This is a genomic window from Streptomyces sp. WI03-4A (assembly GCF_033792105.1).
Taxonomy (GTDB): Bacteria; Actinomycetota; Actinomycetes; order Streptomycetales; family Streptomycetaceae; genus Streptomyces; species Streptomyces collinus_A.
Map to the genome: position 1 here is coordinate 148926 of NZ_JARAUO010000007.1, position 17852 is coordinate 166777.

Annotated in this window: 1 protein-coding gene and 1 pseudogene; both read left to right on the top strand. The window is 74.4% G+C overall.

Annotated features, from left to right (window positions below; all coding sequences use genetic code 11):
- Positions 1–28: 28 nt before the first annotated feature.
- Positions 29–16480: an SDR family NAD(P)-dependent oxidoreductase gene (locus PV343_RS10860; protein WP_415923481.1), complete on the top strand. Its 16452-nt coding sequence runs from the start codon at positions 29–31 to the stop codon at positions 16478–16480.
- A pseudogene (locus tag PV343_RS10865) lies at positions 16477–17832 on the top strand (type I polyketide synthase); the annotation flags it as partial. The gene PV343_RS10860 and the pseudogene PV343_RS10865, both read left to right, overlap by 4 nt.
- Positions 17833–17852 lie beyond the last annotated feature (20 nt).

The following is a 17852-nucleotide window of genomic DNA, read 5'->3' on the forward strand; positions in this document are numbered from 1 at the left end:
CTTGACGTCGGCACACACGCTGGGGGTGCTGCCCGCACCCGAGCAGATACGAGTCTTGGTCGAGCTGGTGCGCGAGCAGGTGCTGGTCGTGCTGCGGGAGGCCGGCGAGGAGCCGGACGCGGTCGACCCCGGCCGCCCGCTGCGCGAACTCGGCGTGGACTCCCTCGGCCTGGTCAAGCTCCAGCGGCTGCTGAACGCCGCCACCGGCCTGACCCTGCCGCCCACCGTCGGCTTCGACTTCCCCACGGCGGCGGACCTGGCCCACCATCTGCGCGCCGAACTCCTCGGAACCGCCGCCGGGGCCACCGACGAGATCGCGCCACCCCCGGCGGCGGACGAGCCCATCGCCGTCGTCGGCATCGGCTGCCGCTTCCCCGGCGGCGCCGCCTCGCCCGACCAGCTCTGGCAGCTCGTCGCCCAAGGACGGCACGTCGTCGACGACTTCCCCGACGACCGCGGCTGGGACCTCGACCGGCTCTACGACCCCGACCCCGCCACCCCCGGCTCCACCTACGTCCGCCACGGCGGATTCCTCCGCGACGCCGGTGACTTCGACGCCGCCTTCTTCGGGATCAGCCCCCGCGAGGCGCTGGCCATGGAACCGCAGCAGCGCCTCGTCCTGGAGACCGCCTGGGAGGCCCTGGAACGCGCCGGCATCGACCCCGACACGCTCCGCGGCAGCCGCTCCGGCGTCTTCGTCGGCGCCGACCCGCAGGACTACGGCATGCCACTGCACGAGGCCCCGGACGGCCTCGACGGCTACCTGATGACCGGCAACTCCCCGAGCGTGCTCTCCGGACGCCTCGCCTACGTCCTCGGCACCGAGGGCCCGACCCTGAGCGTGGACACCGCCTGCTCCAGCGCCCTGGTCGCCCTGCACCTCGCCGTGCAGTCGCTGCGCGCCGGCGAGTGCACCCTCGCGCTGACCGGTGCCGCGTCCGTCATGGTCCATCCCGGCGCCTTCACCTCCTTCAGCCGCCAGCGCGGACTCGCCCCCGACGGGATCTGCCGGCCCTTCGCCGCCGCCGCGAACGGCACCGCCTGGTCCGAGGGCGCCGCCATGCTCGTCCTCACCCGGCTCTCCGAGGCACGCCGCCTCGGACACCCCGTGCTGGCCCTGATCCGCGGCACGGCCGTCAACTCCGACGGCGCCAGCAACGGACTGACCGCGCCCAACGGCCTCGCCCAGCAACGCGTCATCCGACAGGCTCTGGCCAACGCCGGGCTGACCACCGGCGACGTCGACGCCGTCGAGGCGCACGGCACCGCCACCACCCTCGGCGACCCCATCGAGGCACACGCCCTGATCGCCACCTACGGCGCGGCCCACTCGCCCAGGACCCCGCTGTGGCTCGGGTCGGTCAAGTCCAACATCGGACACAGCCAGTCCGCCGCGGGCGCCGCCGGACTCATCAAGATGATCATGGCGATGCGGCACGGCGTGCTGCCGCCGACCCTCCACGTCGACCAGCCCACCCCGCACGTCGACTGGTCCTCGGGCACCGTCCGGCTGCTCACCGAGGACGTGCCGTGGGAGCCGGGCGACCGCCCCCGCCGCGCCGGCGTCTCCGCATTCGGCGTCAGCGGCACCAACGCCCATGTCATCGTCGAGGAACCGCCGGTCCCCGGCCCGGCTCCCGCCGCGCGCCCCCAGCCCGAGGGCCCCCTGCCCGTCGCCTTCTCCGCCCGTTCCCAGCCGGCCCTGCGCGCCCAGGCACAACGCCTCCTTGACCACCTGGACACCGAGCTCCGGCCCCGGCGGGACGACCTCGGCCACTCACTCGCCACCGGCCGCGCCACCATGCCGCACCGCGCCGTACTCACGGCCGCCGACGCCGACGAACTCCGGCACGGCCTGCGCGCCCTCGCCGCCGGCGAGCCGCACCCAGCGCTCGTCACCGGGACCGCGACCGGCGGGGGACTCGCCTTCCTCTTCACCGGACAGGGCAGCCAGCGGCACGCCATGGGCCGGCGGCTCTACGACGCCCACCCCCGGTTCGCCGAAGCGCTCGACGAGGCGATCGGCTATCTCGACCTCCAGATGGAACGCTCCCTGTGGGACGTCCTGTTCACCGACGACGACCCCGAGACGGCACAGCTCCTCGACCAGACCAGGTACGCCCAGCCCGCCCTGTTCGCCCTGGAGACCGCCCTGTTCCGGCTGGTCGAGTCCTGGGGACTGCGCCCGGACTTCGTCGCCGGGCACTCGGTCGGCGAACTCACCGCGGCCCACGTCGCCGGAGTGCTCAGTCTCCCCGACGCGGCCATGCTGGTGGCCGCCCGCGGTCGGCTGATGCAGGAACTCCCGCAGACAGGGGCCATGGTGGCCGTCGCCGCACCCGCAGACGAGGTCACCGCGCTGCTCAGCGAGACACCCGGCGTCGACCTCGCCGCCGTCAACGGCCCCGAAGCGGTCGTCATCTCCGGCGACGAGACCGCCACCCTCCGGATCGCCGCCGCGCTCGCCGCCCGCGGCCACCGGACCAAGCGCCTGCGGGTCAGCCACGCCTTCCACTCGGCGCTCATGGACCCCATGCTCGCCGAGTTCCGCCGCATCGCCCAGGTCATGGCCTACGCCGAGCCCACCATCCCCGTCGTGTCCAACGTGACCGGCGGCCTGCTCGCCACGGACCGGCTCTGCTCGCCCGAGTACTGGGTCGAACACGTGCGGCAGCCCGTACGGTTCGCCGACGGCATCGCCTTCCTGGAGGCGGCCGGCGTCACCACCTTCCTCGAACTCGGCCCCGACGCCGTACTCACCGCGATGGCACGCGACTGCGTCGACGACACGGCCGGGCACGTGTTCGCCCCCGCGCTGCGCCGTGACCACGACGAGCCCACCGGCGTCCTGTCGGCCGTCGCCGTGGCCCACGTCAACGGCGCGCACGTCACCTGGGACGCCCACTACCCGGACGCCCGGCGGATCGACCTGCCCACCTACGCGTTCCAGCGGCAGCGGTACTGGCTCACCGCCGCGAAGACGGCCGGCGACGCGCGGGGCGTCGGCCAGCAGCCCGTGGAACACCCCCTCATCGGTGCGATGCTGACCCTCGCCGCGGGCGACGGCGTCCTGCTCGGCGGACGGCTCTCACCCCGCGTCCAGCCGTGGCTCGCCGACCACGTCATCGCGGGCAGCACCCTGCTGCCCGGAACCGCGTTCGTCGAACTCGCCCTGCTCGCCGCTGACCAGGTCGGCTGCGACACCGTCGAGGTTCTCGACCTGGAAGCCCCCCTGGCGCTGCCGGACGACTGCGGCACCGCCCTCCAGATCGTGGTGGGCGAGCCCGACCCGGCAGGGCGGCGCACCGTGGAGTTCTACGCCCGCCGCGAGGACAGCACCGCCGAGGACGACTGGACGCGCCACGCCGGCGGCGTCCTCGCCCGCGCCACCCACACCCCCGCGACGGCACCGGCGGCGTGGCCCCCGCCCGGCGCCGAGCCGGTCGACGTCTCCGGCTTCTACGAACGGCTCAGCCGCGAGGGCTACGGGTACGGGCCCGCCTTCCAGGGCCTGCGCGCCCTGTGGCGCGCCGGGGGAGAGGTGTACGCCGAGGTCACCCTCCCGGCGGGCCAGGGCCAGGGCCAGGGCGCCTACGGCCTGCACCCGGCCCTGCTGGACGCCTCCCTGCACGCGCTCGGCCACGCCCTGCCGCAGCCGGACGGCCAGGTGACCCTGCCCTTCACCTGGCACGGCGTCTCCCTGCACGCCACCGGCGCGAACCGCGTCCGCGTACGGATCACCGCCACCGGACCCGACACCGTGGGCATCGAACTCCGCGACACCACGGGCGCACCGGTGGCGTCGGTGGACTCCCTGGTCGTCAGGTCGGTCGACGCCGACCGGATCGGCGGCACCGGCACCGGCACCAGGGGCGCACTCCTTCGCGTCGACTGGACGGAACTGCCGCTCCCCGAACCCCCCGGGCAGCTCACCTGGGCCGTCCTCGGGGCCGATGCGCACGGCCTGGGACAGACCCTCGGAGCCCGGCCGGCGGCCGACCTCGCCGAGGCGGCGGGCGCCGACCTGGTGGTTGCCAGTCTGCGTCCGGACACCGGAGCCGCGCCGCTCGACGCGACCCGCGAGACCGTCGGACAGGCGCTGCGCGTGGTGCAGGACTTCCTGGCCGACGAGCGGCTGGACGCCGCGCGACTGGTCGTCGTCACCGAGGACGCCGTACCGGCGCTGTGGACGCGGACACCCGACGACACGGCCCTGGCCACGGCATCCGTGTGGGGGCTGCTGCGGGCGGCGCAGGCGGAGCATCCGGGCCGGGTGGTCCTGGTGGACGCGGGTGGTGAGGAGGCCACGGGTGGGCCGGGGGAGGGATGGGCGTCCGTGCTGCCCGCCGCCGTGGTCTGCGGGGAGCCCGAGCTGGCCGTGCGCTCCGGGCGGCTGCTCGCCCCCCGCCTCGTCCGCGGCGGCCGCCCGGCCGACACGTCCGAGGCGGCCGGTTGGCCCGACCACGGCACGGTGCTCGTCACCGGCGGCACCGGCGGGCTCGGCGCCCTGGTGGCCCGCCACCTGGTCACGGAACACGGCGTACGGCGACTGCTCCTGGTCGGCCGGCGCGGTATCGACGCGCCCGGCGCCGGGCAGCTGCGCGACGAGCTCACGGAGGCGGGTGCCACCGTCACCCTCGCCGCCTGCGACGTCGCCGACCGCGCCGCGCTGGCCGCCGTACTCGACGCCGTGCCCGAGGAGCATCCGCTCACCGCCGTCGTGCACGCGGCCGGCATCGTCGACGACGGCACCTTCGAGGACCTCACCCCCGACCGCATCGGAACCGTCCTCGCCCCCAAGGCAGACGGCGCCTGGCACCTGCACGAACTGACCCGCGACCTGCTATTGAGCGCCTTCGTCCTGTTCTCCTCGGCGGCCGGATTCCTCGACGGAGCGGGGCAGGCCAACTACGCGGCGGCCAACACCTTCCTCGACGCGCTGGCCGAGCACCGACGGCTGTCCGGGCTCCCGGCCACCTCCCTCGGCTGGGGACTGTGGCCCCGTGAGCACGGCATGGGCGCGGGCCTGTCCGACGTGGCCGTCCACCGCGTGACCAGACTGGGCCTGCGCGAACTCTCCGTCGCCGAGAACCTCGCCATGCTGGACGCGGCGGTGCGCTCCGGCGAGGCGTTCACCGCACCCCTCTGGTTCGACGCGCACGCCCTGCGAGGCAGGCCGGGAGGCGTACCGCCGCTCCTGCGCACCCTGGTCCGGGCACCCGCACGCCGCACGGCCGGCACGGGCGGCGCCGACCCGACCGGCACCGCTTCGCTGGGACGGCGCCTGGCCGAACTCCCCGAAGAACAGCGACGGGACCACCTGCTGGACCTCGTCCGTGGCCAGGTGGCCGCCGTGCTCGGCCACTCCGGCGCGGACGCGATCGAGGCCGAACGGGCCTTCAACGACCTCGGCTTCGACTCACTGGCCGCCGTGGAACTGCGCAACTCCCTGAACACGGACACCGGTCTGCGCCTGTCCGCCACCCTGGTCTTCGACTATCCGACCCCCCTCGCCCTGGCCGCCCACCTCGAGGACCGCCTGCTTCACGGCCGGTCGAAGCGCACGACTGCCGTCCCCGCGGCGCGCGGGATGTCCGACGAACCCGTGGCGATCGTCGGCATGGCCTGCCGCTACCCGGGCGGCGTGTCCTCGCCCGAGGACCTGTGGCGGCTCGTCGCGGAAGGCCGGGACGCGATCGCCGAGTTCCCCGGCGACCGCGGCTGGGACATCGCCGAGCTGTACGACCCCGAGCCCGGCACATCCGGCAGGACCTCCACCAAGGAGGGCGGGTTCCTCTACGACGCGGCCCAGTTCGACCCTGACTTCTTCGGCATCAGCCCGCGTGAGGCCGTCGCCATGGACCCGCAGCAGCGACTCATGCTGGAGGCGTCCTGGGAAGCCTTCGAACGGGCCGGCATCGACCCCCGTTCGGTCCACGGCTCACGCACCGGCGTCTTCGCCGGCGTCATGTACCACGACTGGGCCACCCGGCCCGGCGAGATCCCGGAAGAGTACGCCGGCTACCTCGGCAACGGCGGCCACACCGCCGTGGTGTCAGGCCGGGTGGCGTACACGTTCGGTCTGGAGGGCCCGGCGGTCACCGTCGACACGGCGTGTTCGTCGTCGCTGGTGGCGCTGCACCTTGCGGCCCAGGCTCTGCGCAACGGCGAGTGCACGCTCGCACTCGCGGGCGGCGTCACCGTGATGTCCACCCCGGACACCTTCGTCGACATGAACCGGCAGGGCGGCCTGGCGGCGGACGGCCGCTGCAAGTCGTTCGCCGACGCGGCGGACGGCACCGGCTGGGGCGAGGGCGTGGGTGTGCTGCTGGTGGAGCGGTTGTCGGACGCCCGGCGTCTGGGGCATCCGGTGTTGGCGGTGGTGCGTGGTTCGGCGGTGAATCAGGACGGTGCGTCGAATGGTCTGACGGCGCCGAACGGTCCTTCACAGGAGCGGGTGATCGGGCAGGCGTTGGCGGCGGCCGGGTTGTCGCCCGTGGATGTGGATGTGGTGGAGGGGCACGGGACCGGGACGACTCTGGGTGACCCGATCGAGGCGCAGGCGTTGTTGGCGACGTATGGGCAGGGGCGGCCGGAGGGTCGGCCGTTGTGGCTGGGGTCGATCAAGTCGAACATCGGTCATACGCAGGCTGCTGCGGGTGTGGCTGGGATCATGAAGATGGTTCTGGCGATGCGGCATGGTGTGTTGCCTCGGACGTTGCATGTGGATGAGCCGTCGGGTGAGGTGGACTGGTCGGCCGGTGCGGTGGAGTTGTTGGCGGAGGCTCGGGAGTGGGCGGCGGTCGAGGGGCGTCCGCGTCGGGCGGCGGTGTCGTCGTTCGGGATCAGCGGGACCAACGCCCATGTGATCGTGGAGGAGCCGCCTGAGTTCTTGGCGGCGCCTGCCCCGGACGATGTGCAGCCGGTCGCGTTGGTGGTGTCGGGGAAGACGCCCGAGGCGGTGACGGCTTACGCCGATCAGCTCAAGGCGTACCTCGGCGAGCGTGAGTCGTTGCGTCCTGTGGATGTGGCGCGGACGCTGGCCGGTCGCGCGAAGTTCGAGCACCGGGCCGTGGTGGTCGGGGCGGATCGTGAGGAGTTGCTGCGGGGGCTGAGCGATGTCGGCGCGGTGACGCCGATTCCGGGCAAGCTCGCTTACCTCTTCACGGGGCAGGGGGCTCAGCGGCTCGGGATGGGGCGTGAACTGGCGGCTCGGTTCCCGGTGTTCGCTTCGGCTTTCGATGAGGTGGTCGCGGCCCTGGACATCCATCTGGAACGGCCGTTGCGTGAGGTCGTGTGGGGTGAGGATGCGGACCTGGTGCGGCGGACGGGCTGGGCGCAGCCGGGTCTGTTCGCGGTAGAGGTCGCCCTCTTCCGCCTGTTGGAGTCGGCGGGGCTGAAGCCGGACTTCGTGGCCGGGCATTCCATCGGCGAGCTGGCCGCTGCGCATGTGGCGGGGGTTCTGACTCTGCCGGATGCGGCTCGTCTGGTCGCGGCGCGTGCTCGGTTGATGCAGGCGCTGCCCGCGGGTGGTGCGATGGCATCAGTCCGGGCCGGGGAATCCGTGGTGCGTGCGGCCCTCGTAGACGGTGTCGAGGTCGCGGCCGTCAACGGACCGCGCCTCACGGTGATTTCGGGAGCTGATGACGCGGTCACGAAGACGATCGAGAGGCTGCAGGACCACAAAGTCACCCGGCTCCGCGTCTCCCACGCCTTCCACTCCCCGCTGATGGAACCGATGCTGGCCGACTTCGCCGAGGTCACCTCCCAACTGACCTACGGCACCCCCCGCATCCCCCTGATCTCGACCCTCACCGGCGAGCCGGCCACCGACGAGCTCCGGGACCCCGCCTACTGGGTCCGCCAGGTCCGCGAACCGGTCCGCTTCGCCGATGCGGTCGTCACCCTGACGGCGCAGGGTGCGACCGAGTTCGTGGAGATCGGCCCCGACAACGTCCTCGCCGCCATGGCCGAGGACACCCTCCCCGCCGAGGCACACGCCGTGGCCACCCAGCGCCGGGACCGCGACGAGCCCCACACACTCCTGACCGCCCTCGGCGAACTGCACGTACGAGGCACCGACGTCGACTTCACCGCCCTCCACGCCCCCGGAAGGCATCTGGACGACCTCCCCGGCTACCCCTTCCAACGGCAGCGCTACTGGCTGACGCCTCTCCGTACCGCCGGAGACGTCGGCTCCGCGGGGCTGGAGGCCGTCGAGCATCCGTTGCTGAGCGCCGCGGTCACGGTGGCCGACGCCGATCGCGTGATCATCACGGGTCGGCTGTCGACCGGCCGCCAGGAATGGCTGGCCGATCACGACATCCTGGGCAGCCTGCTGCTTCCGGGCACCGGTTTCGTGGAGCTGGCCATGCGGGCCGGTGACCACGTCGGTTGCGGACGGCTGGAGGAGCTGACCCACCGGGCGCCGCTGATCCTGCCTTCCGCCGGCACGGTGACCGTGCAGGTCGTGGTCGACGCGCCGGACGAGGAGGGCGTGCGCGCCCTGACGATCCACTCGCGGCCGGACGCCGACACACCGTGGACGCTGCACGCGACCGGCGCGGTGTCGCCCGTCGTCGCGGACGCGTCCTTCGACCTGGCCGCCGAGTGGCCGCCGTCGGGGGCGGTTCCGTTGCCGGTCGACGGTTTCTACGAGGGTCTGCGCGAGCGCGGCTACGGGTACGGACCGGTGTTCCGCGCGCTGCGCCGGGCGTGGCGGCAGGGCGAGCACGTGTACGCCGAGGTGGAGCTGCCCGAGGGCGGCGACGGCACCGCGTACGGTCTGCACCCCGCCCTGCTGGACGCGGCCATGCACGCCGACCAGTTGGGCGAGCACGGCGCCGTGGACGGCGAGACCCTGTTGCCGTTCTCCTGGTCCGGCGTGACCCTGCACGCCACGGGCGCGACAGCGCTGCGCGTGCACCTGGAGCGGCTGCGCGGCGACGAGGTGTGCGCCATGCGGCTCGCCGATCCGACGGGCCGGCCCGTCGCGACGGTGGAGCAGATGACCGTACGGCCGGTGTCCGCCCAGCAATTCGGCCAAGGCACCGGGCGTGTAGGTGAGTTGCTGCGGATGGACTGGACGCCCGTGCCGGTTCCGGACGGCACGGCCGGGGCCGCCCTCGTGGGTGATCTTCCCGGCACCGGGCTGACCCGGTTCCCGGGACTCGCCGCGCTGGAGGTCGTGCCTCCCGTGGTGTTCTGGGCCGTGGGACCGGTCGAGGGCGATCCGGCGCGCGGTTGCCGGGCGAGCACCGGTGAGGTGCTGGCCGCCGTGCAGGAGTGGCTGGCGCAGGAGCGCTTCGTCGGTAGTCGCCTGGTGTTCGTGACCCGAGGGGCCGTGGCCACCACGGTCGGGGAGCCGGTCGACGTGGGCCAGGCGCCCGTGTGGGGACTGGTCCGTGCCGCGCAGGCCGAGCACCCCGGGAGGTTCGGTCTTGTCGACACCGACCTGACGGCCGGGTCAGCCGCCGCGCTGACACGGCTGGCCGGGACCACCGAGCCCGAACTCGCCCTGCGCACCGGTCGAGTGACCGTACCCCGCCTCACGCCGATGACCGCGACCGCCGCCACCATCGCCACCGGCGACGATGAAGCGACGGCGCCGTGGAACAGTAAGGGCACCGTGCTCATCACCGGCGGTACGGGCGAGCTGGGTGCCCGGGTCGCGCGGCACCTCGTCGCGCGGCACGGTGTGCGCCACCTGCTGCTGACCAGTCGGCGGGGCCCGGACGCGCCCGGGGCCGACGCCCTGCGCGCGGAGCTGACCGGACTCGGTGCGACCGTGTCCGTCGTGGCCTGCGACGCCGCCGACCGAGACCGGCTCTCCGCCGTGCTTGGCGAGGTGGCCGACGCACATCCGTTGAGCGCGGTCGTGCACGCGGCGGGTGTGGCCGACAGCGGTCTCGTCACCGACCTGACTCCCGAACGCCTGGACGCGGTCCTCGGACCCAAGGCGGACGCGGCCTGGCACCTGCACGAACTCACCCTCGACGCCGAGCTGGAGGCGTTCGTGATGTTCTCCTCGGCCGGGGGTCTCGTGCTGGCCGCCGGGCAGGGCAACTACGCCGCCGCCAACGTGTTCCTGGACGGTCTCGCCGCGCACCGGGCCGCCGCGGGACTGCCCGTGACGTCGGTGGCGTTCGGCCTGTGGGACACCCGCGAGTTGGGGGCACCGGAGTCCGGGGGCACATCCGCCTCCGGTGCCGCAGCCGGGTCCGCCGAGGACCCCGACCTGGTCCAGGTGCGGCGCATGGGGCTGCCCGCGCTGCCGGCCGCCGACGCGCTGGCGCTGTTCGACGCCGCCGTCACCGCGGGCGAGCCCTGCGTGGCGGCCCTGCGCGTCGACCGGACGGTGGTCCGGGCCCGTGGCGAGGTGCCGGCGCTGCTGCGCGGGCTCGTGCGCGGCGGTGTCACCCGACGCGCCGCCGGGGCGAGCGGGAGCACCGGCGCACCCGCACACGCGCTCACCGAGCGGCTGGCGGGACTGCCCGGGAACGAGCGCGTACGTCTCGTGGTAGACCTCGTACGCGACCGCGCCGCCACCGTGCTCGGGCACGCCGGCGGTGACGACGTACGGGCCGACCGCGCCTTCTCCGACCTCGGCTTCGACTCGCTGGCAGCTGTGGAGCTGCGCAACGCGCTGAACACGGCGACGGGGCTGCGACTGCCCGCCACTCTCGTGTTCGACTACCCGAACGCTCAGGCGGCGGGCGAGTTCATCGTCTCCCGGCTGACCGGGGCCCCGACCGTGACCATGCCTCAGGCGGCCGCCCCGAGCAGCGCGACCGTGGTTCCGGCCGACGAGCCCATCGCTGTCGTCGGCCTCCACTGCCGCTTCCCCGGCGGCGTCAACTCGGCCGAGGACCTGTGGCGGCTGCTCGACGAGGGCCGGGACGCCGTCACCGAGTTCCCGACCGACCGCGGCTGGGACCTCGACGGCGTGTACGACCCGCGGGAGGGCGTGCCGGGCAAGACGTACGTGCGCAGCGGCGGATTCCTGCACGACGCGGGGGAGTTCGACCCGGAGTTCTTCGGCATCATGCCGCGCGAGGCGCTGGCCCTCGACCCGCAGCAGAGGCTGCTGCTCCAAGGGGCCTGGGAGACCTTCGAACGAGCCGGGATCGACCCCGCCTCGGTGCGCGGCAGCCGGACCGGCGTCTACGTCGGCGTCATGTACACGGAGTACGGGCAACGGGTGCAGCAGCACGTCCCGGAGGAGATCGCCGCCTACCTGTCCGGCGGCAGCGGCGCCAGTATCGCCTCCGGGCGGGTGGCCTACACCCTCGGTCTCGAGGGCCCGGCCGTCACCATCGACACCGCGTGCTCGTCGTCCCTGGTGGCCCTGCACATCGCCTGCCAGGCGCTGCGGCAGGGCGAGGTCGGCATGGCGCTGGCCGGTGGGGTGACGGTGCTGCCGACGCCGGACGTGTTCGTGGACTTCAGCCGGCAGCGCGGGCTGGCGCCGGACGGCCGGTGCAAGGCGTACGCCAAGGGCGCCGACGGGACCGGCTGGTCGGAGGGCATCGGCCTGCTGCTGGTGGAGCGTCTCTCCGACGCCCGCCGCCACGGGCATCCGGTGCTCGCGGTGATCCGCGGGTCCGCCATCAACCAGGACGGCGCCTCCAACGGCCTCACCGCGCCCAACGGCCCGTCCCAGCAGCGGGTCATCGAGGCGGCGCTCGCCGCGTCGGGGCTCTCGCCCCACGACGTCGACCTGATCGAGGGACACGGCACGGGAACCGCGCTCGGCGACCCCATCGAGGCGCAGGCGCTGCTGGCGACGTATGGGCAGGGCCGGCCGGCCGACGCGCCGGTGTGGCTCGGCTCGGTCAAGTCCAACCTCGGGCACACGCAGGCCGCGGCCGGTGCCGCCGGTGTGATCAAGCTGGTGCAGGCCATGCGTCACGGCGTCATGCCGCGCACCCTGCACGTGGACGAGCCGTCGGACCAGGTCGACTGGTCGGTGGGAGCGGTCGAACTGCTCACGCGGGCCAGACAGTGGGCGTCCGACGGCCGGCCGCGCCGGGCCGCCGTGTCGTCCTTCGGCCTCAGCGGCACCAACGCCCACGTCATCCTGGAGGAGCCACCGGCCGACCTGAGGGCGGTGACCGCCACCGAAGCGGACGACCGCTCCGGTGCGGTGACCGACACCGCACCGGCGGACGAACCGTCCGCCGCCGCACCGCTGCCCTGGGTCCTGTCCGCCAGGACCGAGGCGGCCCTGCGTAGCGCGGCCGAACGGCTCGCGGCCCATGTCACGGAGACGGGCAGGGGCACGGACACGGCCGTGTCCGGCGCCGACGTCGGGTGGTCGCTCGCCTCGGGCCGCGCCCAGCTGGAGCACCGGGCGGTCGTGCTCGGCGAGGACCGGGCGCGACGGCTCGCCGGGCTGGCGGCCGTCGCCGCCGGGAAGCCCGCGCCCGGGGTGCTGACCGGTACGGCCGCACCGCACGGCCGGCTCGCGGTGCTGTTCACCGGCCAGGGCGCCCAGCGGCTCGGCATGGGCCGCGAACTCCACGCGGCCTACCGGGTGTTCGCCACGGCCTTCGACGCGGCCGTGGACCTCCTCGACGCGCACCTCGACCGGCCGCTGCGCGAGGTGATCTGGGGCGCGGACACCGAACTCGTGAACCGGACGGTGTACGCGCAGGCCGGGCTGTTCGCCGTGGAGACGGCGTTGTACCGGCTGGTCGAGTCCTGGGGCGTGCGACCGGACTTCGTGGCCGGGCACTCCATCGGTGAGCTGACCGCCGCCCATGTCGCCGGAGTACTGTCCCTGGCGGACGCCGCACGTCTGGTCGCGGCGCGCGGCCGGCTGATGCAGGCCCTGCCCGCGGGCGGGGCGATGGCCGCGGTGCAGGCCGAGCCCGGAGAGGTGCGCGACGCGCTGCCCGACGGCGTCGGCATCGCGGCGGTCAACGGCCCGCGCTCCGTGGTCGTCTCCGGGCCCGAGGACGCCGTGACCGCCACCGTGGAGCACTTCCTCGCGCGCGGCCGCCGGGCCACCCGCCTGCGGGTCAGCCACGCCTTCCACTCCGCGCTCATGGAACCGATGCTCGATGAATTCCGCGACGTCGCCTCCACGTTGGACTACGGAGAGCCACGCATACCGGTGGTCTCGAACGTGACCGGACGCCCCGCCGACGCGGAGACCCTGGGCACCCCCGAGTACTGGGTGGAGCACGTACGGCGGACCGTCGCCTTCGCCGACGGCGTCCGCGGGCTCGTGGAGCGCGGCGTGACCGCCTTCCTCGAACTCGGGCCCGACGCCGCGCTGACACCGATGGTCGACGAGGTCACCGACGGCGACCGGCTCGCCGTACCGGCACTGCGCCGCGACCGCCCCGAGCCGGTCCAGCTGCTCACCGCGCTCGGCCGGCTCCACGTCAACGGCCTCTCCGTGCGCTGGACGGAGACCTTCGCGGACACCGGCGCCCGGCGGGTCGACCTGCCCACCTACCCCTTCGAGAAGCGGCACTTCTGGCTCTCGCCACCGGCCGGCGCGGCCAGCGGGACGGGGGGCGGCGACGCGACCGGGCACGGCCAGCGCAACGCCGGCCACCCGCTGCTGTCCGCGGTGATGCCGGCGCCGGAGGGCGGCGGCCTGGTGCTCACCGGACGGATCTCCCTGCAGACCGCCGCCCAGGCATGGCTCGCCGACCACAACGTGATGGGCATGGGCCTGCTGCCCGGCACCGGATTCGTCGAACTCGCCCTGCGCGCCGCCGAGGAGGCCGGCTGTGACACCGTCGAGGAGCTGGTGATCCAGCAGCTCATGCCGCTGCCCGACCATGGAGGCGCAGCGGTGCAGGTGGTCGTCGACGGGCCGGACGCCGCCGGGCGGCGGGCGTTCGCGATCTACTCCCGCTTCGAGGACGCCCCCGACCCGATGCCCTGGACCCGGCACGTCACCGGCACGCTCGCCACCGAACGGCAACCCGCGCCCGATGGGAACGAGTTCGGTCTCGGCGGCGCCCTCTGGCCGCCCGCCGACGCGGTGCCGGTGAACATCGACGGCGTCTACGACTACCTGACCGCCAAGGGCTACCACTTCGGCCCGATGTTCCGGGGCCTGCGCGCGGTGTGGCTGCGCGGCCGGGACCTGTTCGTCGAGGTCGCGCTGCCCGACCACGCCGGACAGGACGCCCGCGCCTACCGGCTGCACCCCTCGCTGCTGGACGCCGCCATGTCCGCCACCGACTTCCTCGGCGGCCGGAAACCCCAGGACGTCGGAGCGGGTCAACTCCCCTTTTCCTGGGCCGGGATCAGGTTGCACTCGGCGGGCGGCCTGAGCAGTCTGCGGGCCCGTGTGAGCTGGCTCGGCTCCGACGAGCAGGCCGGTTCCGAAGCGGTCCGCATCGACCTCGCCGCGCCCGACGGCAGCCCCGTGGCCTCCGTGGAGTCGCTCGTCGTCCGCCCGGTCACCGCGGACCGGCTCGTCGCCGAGGGCGCCGCCCAGACCGGCACCCGGCACCTGGAATCGGTGTTCAGGCCCGGCTGGAGCCAGCTCCCGCTGGGCGACGCCGGCGAGGCCGACACGGGACGGTGGGCCGTCCTCGGCGACGACGGACTCGGCATCGGCGCCGGGGACGTACCCGTGCACGCGGACCTGGCCGCGCTCCGGGTCGCGCTGGACAAGGGCGCGCCGGCGCCGGACCTGGTGTTCCTGCCGGTGGAACCGGGCGACGACGACATGCCGGACGCGGTCCGCTCGCGGCTGCGGACCGTCCTCGCCACCATGCGCGAGCTCCTCGCCGACGACCGGCTCGCCGCGACCCGGCTGGTCGTGCTGACCTGGTTCGGCGCCGACGGGGACGGCGCGCACCTGGACCTCACCGTGGCACCTGTGTGGGGGCTGGTCCGCGCGGCACAGGCCGAGCACCCCGGCCGTATCCTGCTCGTCGACCTCGACGCCCAGGAGTCCTCGCTCGGCATGCTGCCCGCGGTCGCCGCCCTCTCCGAACCGGAGGTGTCGGTCCTCGGCCACCAGGTGCGCGTCCCGCGCCTGGCCCACGTACCCCGGCGGCCCGACCCGGTCGCGCCGCGCTGGCGGCCGGACGGCACCGTGCTGATCACGGGCGGCACCGGCGGACTCGGCGCCCTGGTCGCTCGGCACCTGGTGACCCGGCAGGGCGTACGCCATCTGCTGCTGGTGAGCCGGCGCGGCCCGGGCGCCCCCGGAGCCACCGAACTCCGCGCGGACCTCACCGCCCTGGGCGCCGAGGTCACCATGGCGGCCTGCGACGTCGCCGACCGGGACGCACTCGGCGCGCTCCTCGCCGCCGTACCCGGCGACCGTCCGCTCACCGCCGTGGTCCACGCGGCCGGAGTGCTCGACGACGCCCTCGTCACCGCGCTCACCCCCGGGCGACTGGACGCCGTGCTGCGGCCGAAGGCGGACGCGGCCTGGGCGCTGCACGAGCTGACGGAGGACCTCGACCTCGACGCGTTCGTGCTGTTCTCCTCGGTCGCCGGACTGCTCGACCCGCTCGGCCAGGGCAACTACGCCGCCGCCAACGCCTTCCTGGACGCGCTGGCCCGGCACCGGCACCGGCACGGCCTGCCCGCCACGTCCCTGGTGTGGAACCTGTGGGCGGGGGAGAGCGGCATGGCCGGGGGCACCGACCCCGCGCTGGCCCGCCGCCTGGCCGCCCGCGGCACCCCGGCGCTGACCCCGGCCGAGGGGCTCACCCTGTTCGACCGGGCGCTCACCGTGGACGAACCCGTCCTGGTCCCGCTGCGCCTCGACCCGTCCGGCACCCAGATCCCGGCCACGCTGCGCGACGTCATGCCGAGCGCCCCGCGCAGCGCGCCGCCCACCGGCAGCGCGGCACCGGAACCACGGGCGCCGGGCGCCGGGGGCCCCGAGGACCTACTGCGCCGCCTTGCCGCGCAGTCCGCCGACGGCCGTGCTCGGCTGCTCGGCGACCTCGTCAGGGCCCAGGTCGCCGAGGTACGGCACGCCGACGCCGGCAGCGTCGACATGGCCCGGGGATTCACCGAACTGGGGCTCGACTCCCTGGCCGCGATCGAACTGCGCAACCGGCTCGGCAGCGCCACGGGGCTGCGCCTGCCGGCCACGATGATGTTCGACCACCCCACCCCGGCCGACGTGGTCGACCTGCTCCTGGAGGAGCTGGCCGCCGACCTGCCGGACGCACCGGCCCCGGCGGAACCCGCGCCAGGGGGGCACACGGGACCCGCCGGGAACGGCGGACCCGCCCGCGACGGCGGGCAGCCCGACGACGCGGAGATCCGGCGCCGGCTGGCCGCCGTACCCGTCTCCGACCTGCGCGCCGCGGGACTCCTGGACGCGATCCTGCGCCTGGGCACCCCGCAACCGGGCGCCCAGGGCACCGACCGGACGGCCGGGACCCCGGCGGACCGCAGCGAGGAGATCGCGAGCATGGACGTCGACGACCTGGTCGCCACCGCCCTCGCGGGCGTGGACGCCGGTGAGGAGCAGGAACGATGACCACGGCGGACACCGCGAAGATCGTCGCGGCGCTGCGCGCCTCCGTGCTGGAGAACGAGCGGCTCAAGCAGCAGAACGCCCGGCTGCTGCACGCGGCCGAGGAACCCGTCGCCGTCATCGGCATGGCGTGCCGCTACCCCGGGGGCGCCGACTCGCCCGAGGCGTTCTGGCGGCTGCTCGCCGACGGCCGTGACGCGGTCACCCCGTTCCCCACCGACCGTGGCTGGGACGTCGAAGGACTCTACGACCCCGAGCCCGGCAGCCCCGGCCGGAGCGTCACCCAGGAAGGCGCGTTCCTGCACGACGCCGCCGACTTCGACGCCGACCTGTTCGGCATGTCCCCGCGCGAGGCCCGCGACATCGACCCGCAGCAACGCGTGGTGCTGGAGACGGCCTGGGAGGCGCTGGAGAACGCCAGGATCGACCCGCTGTCCCTCAAGGGCAGTTCCACCGGCGTGTACTGCGGCGTCATGTACCACGACTACGACGGCGCGGACGGCGGCGGCAGCCTCACCAGCGGCCGCATCTCCTACACCCTGGGCCTGCAGGGCCCCGCCGTCTCCATCGACACCGCCTGCTCCTCGTCCCTGGTCGCCCTGCGCATGGCCGCCCACGCGCTGCGCTCCGGCGAGTGCACGCTCGCCCTGGCCGGCGGCGTGACGGTGATGTCCACACCGGAGACGTTCGTGTACTTCAGCTCGCAGCGCGGCCTCGCACCGGACGGCCGCTGCAAGTCCTTCGCGGCCGCGGCCGACGGCACCGGCTGGGGCGAGGGCTCGGGCCTGCTCGTGCTGGAGCGGCTGTCCGACGCCGAACGCAACGGCCACCGCGTCCTCGCCGTCGTCCGGGGCGTGGCCACCAACTCCGACGGCGCGTCCAGCGGCATCACCGTGCCCAACGGGCCCGCGCAGCGACGGGTCATCCGGGACGCGCTCCGGCAGGCCGGCCTGCGGACGGACGACGTCGACGCGGTCGACGCGCACGGCACCGGCACCCGTCTCGGCGACCCCATCGAGGCCCAGGCGCTGCTGGCCACCTACGGCCGCGACCGGCCCGCGGACCGGCCGCTGTGGCTCGGCTCGGTCAAGTCCAACATCGGGCACACCCAGGCCGCGGCGGGAGTCGCCTCGATCATCAAGATGGTGCTGGCCATGCGGCACGGCCTGCTGCCCAGAACCCTCCACGTGGACGCGCCGACCCCCCAGGTGGACTGGTCGGCCGGCAACGTGGCCCTGCTCACCGAGGCCAGGGCGTGGCCCGACACCGGGCGCCCCCGCAGGGCGGCGGTGTCCTCGTTCGGGATCAGCGGGACCAACGCGCACGTGATCCTCGAACAGCCGGCACCGGTGCCGGGCGACGGCAGCCGTGCGGC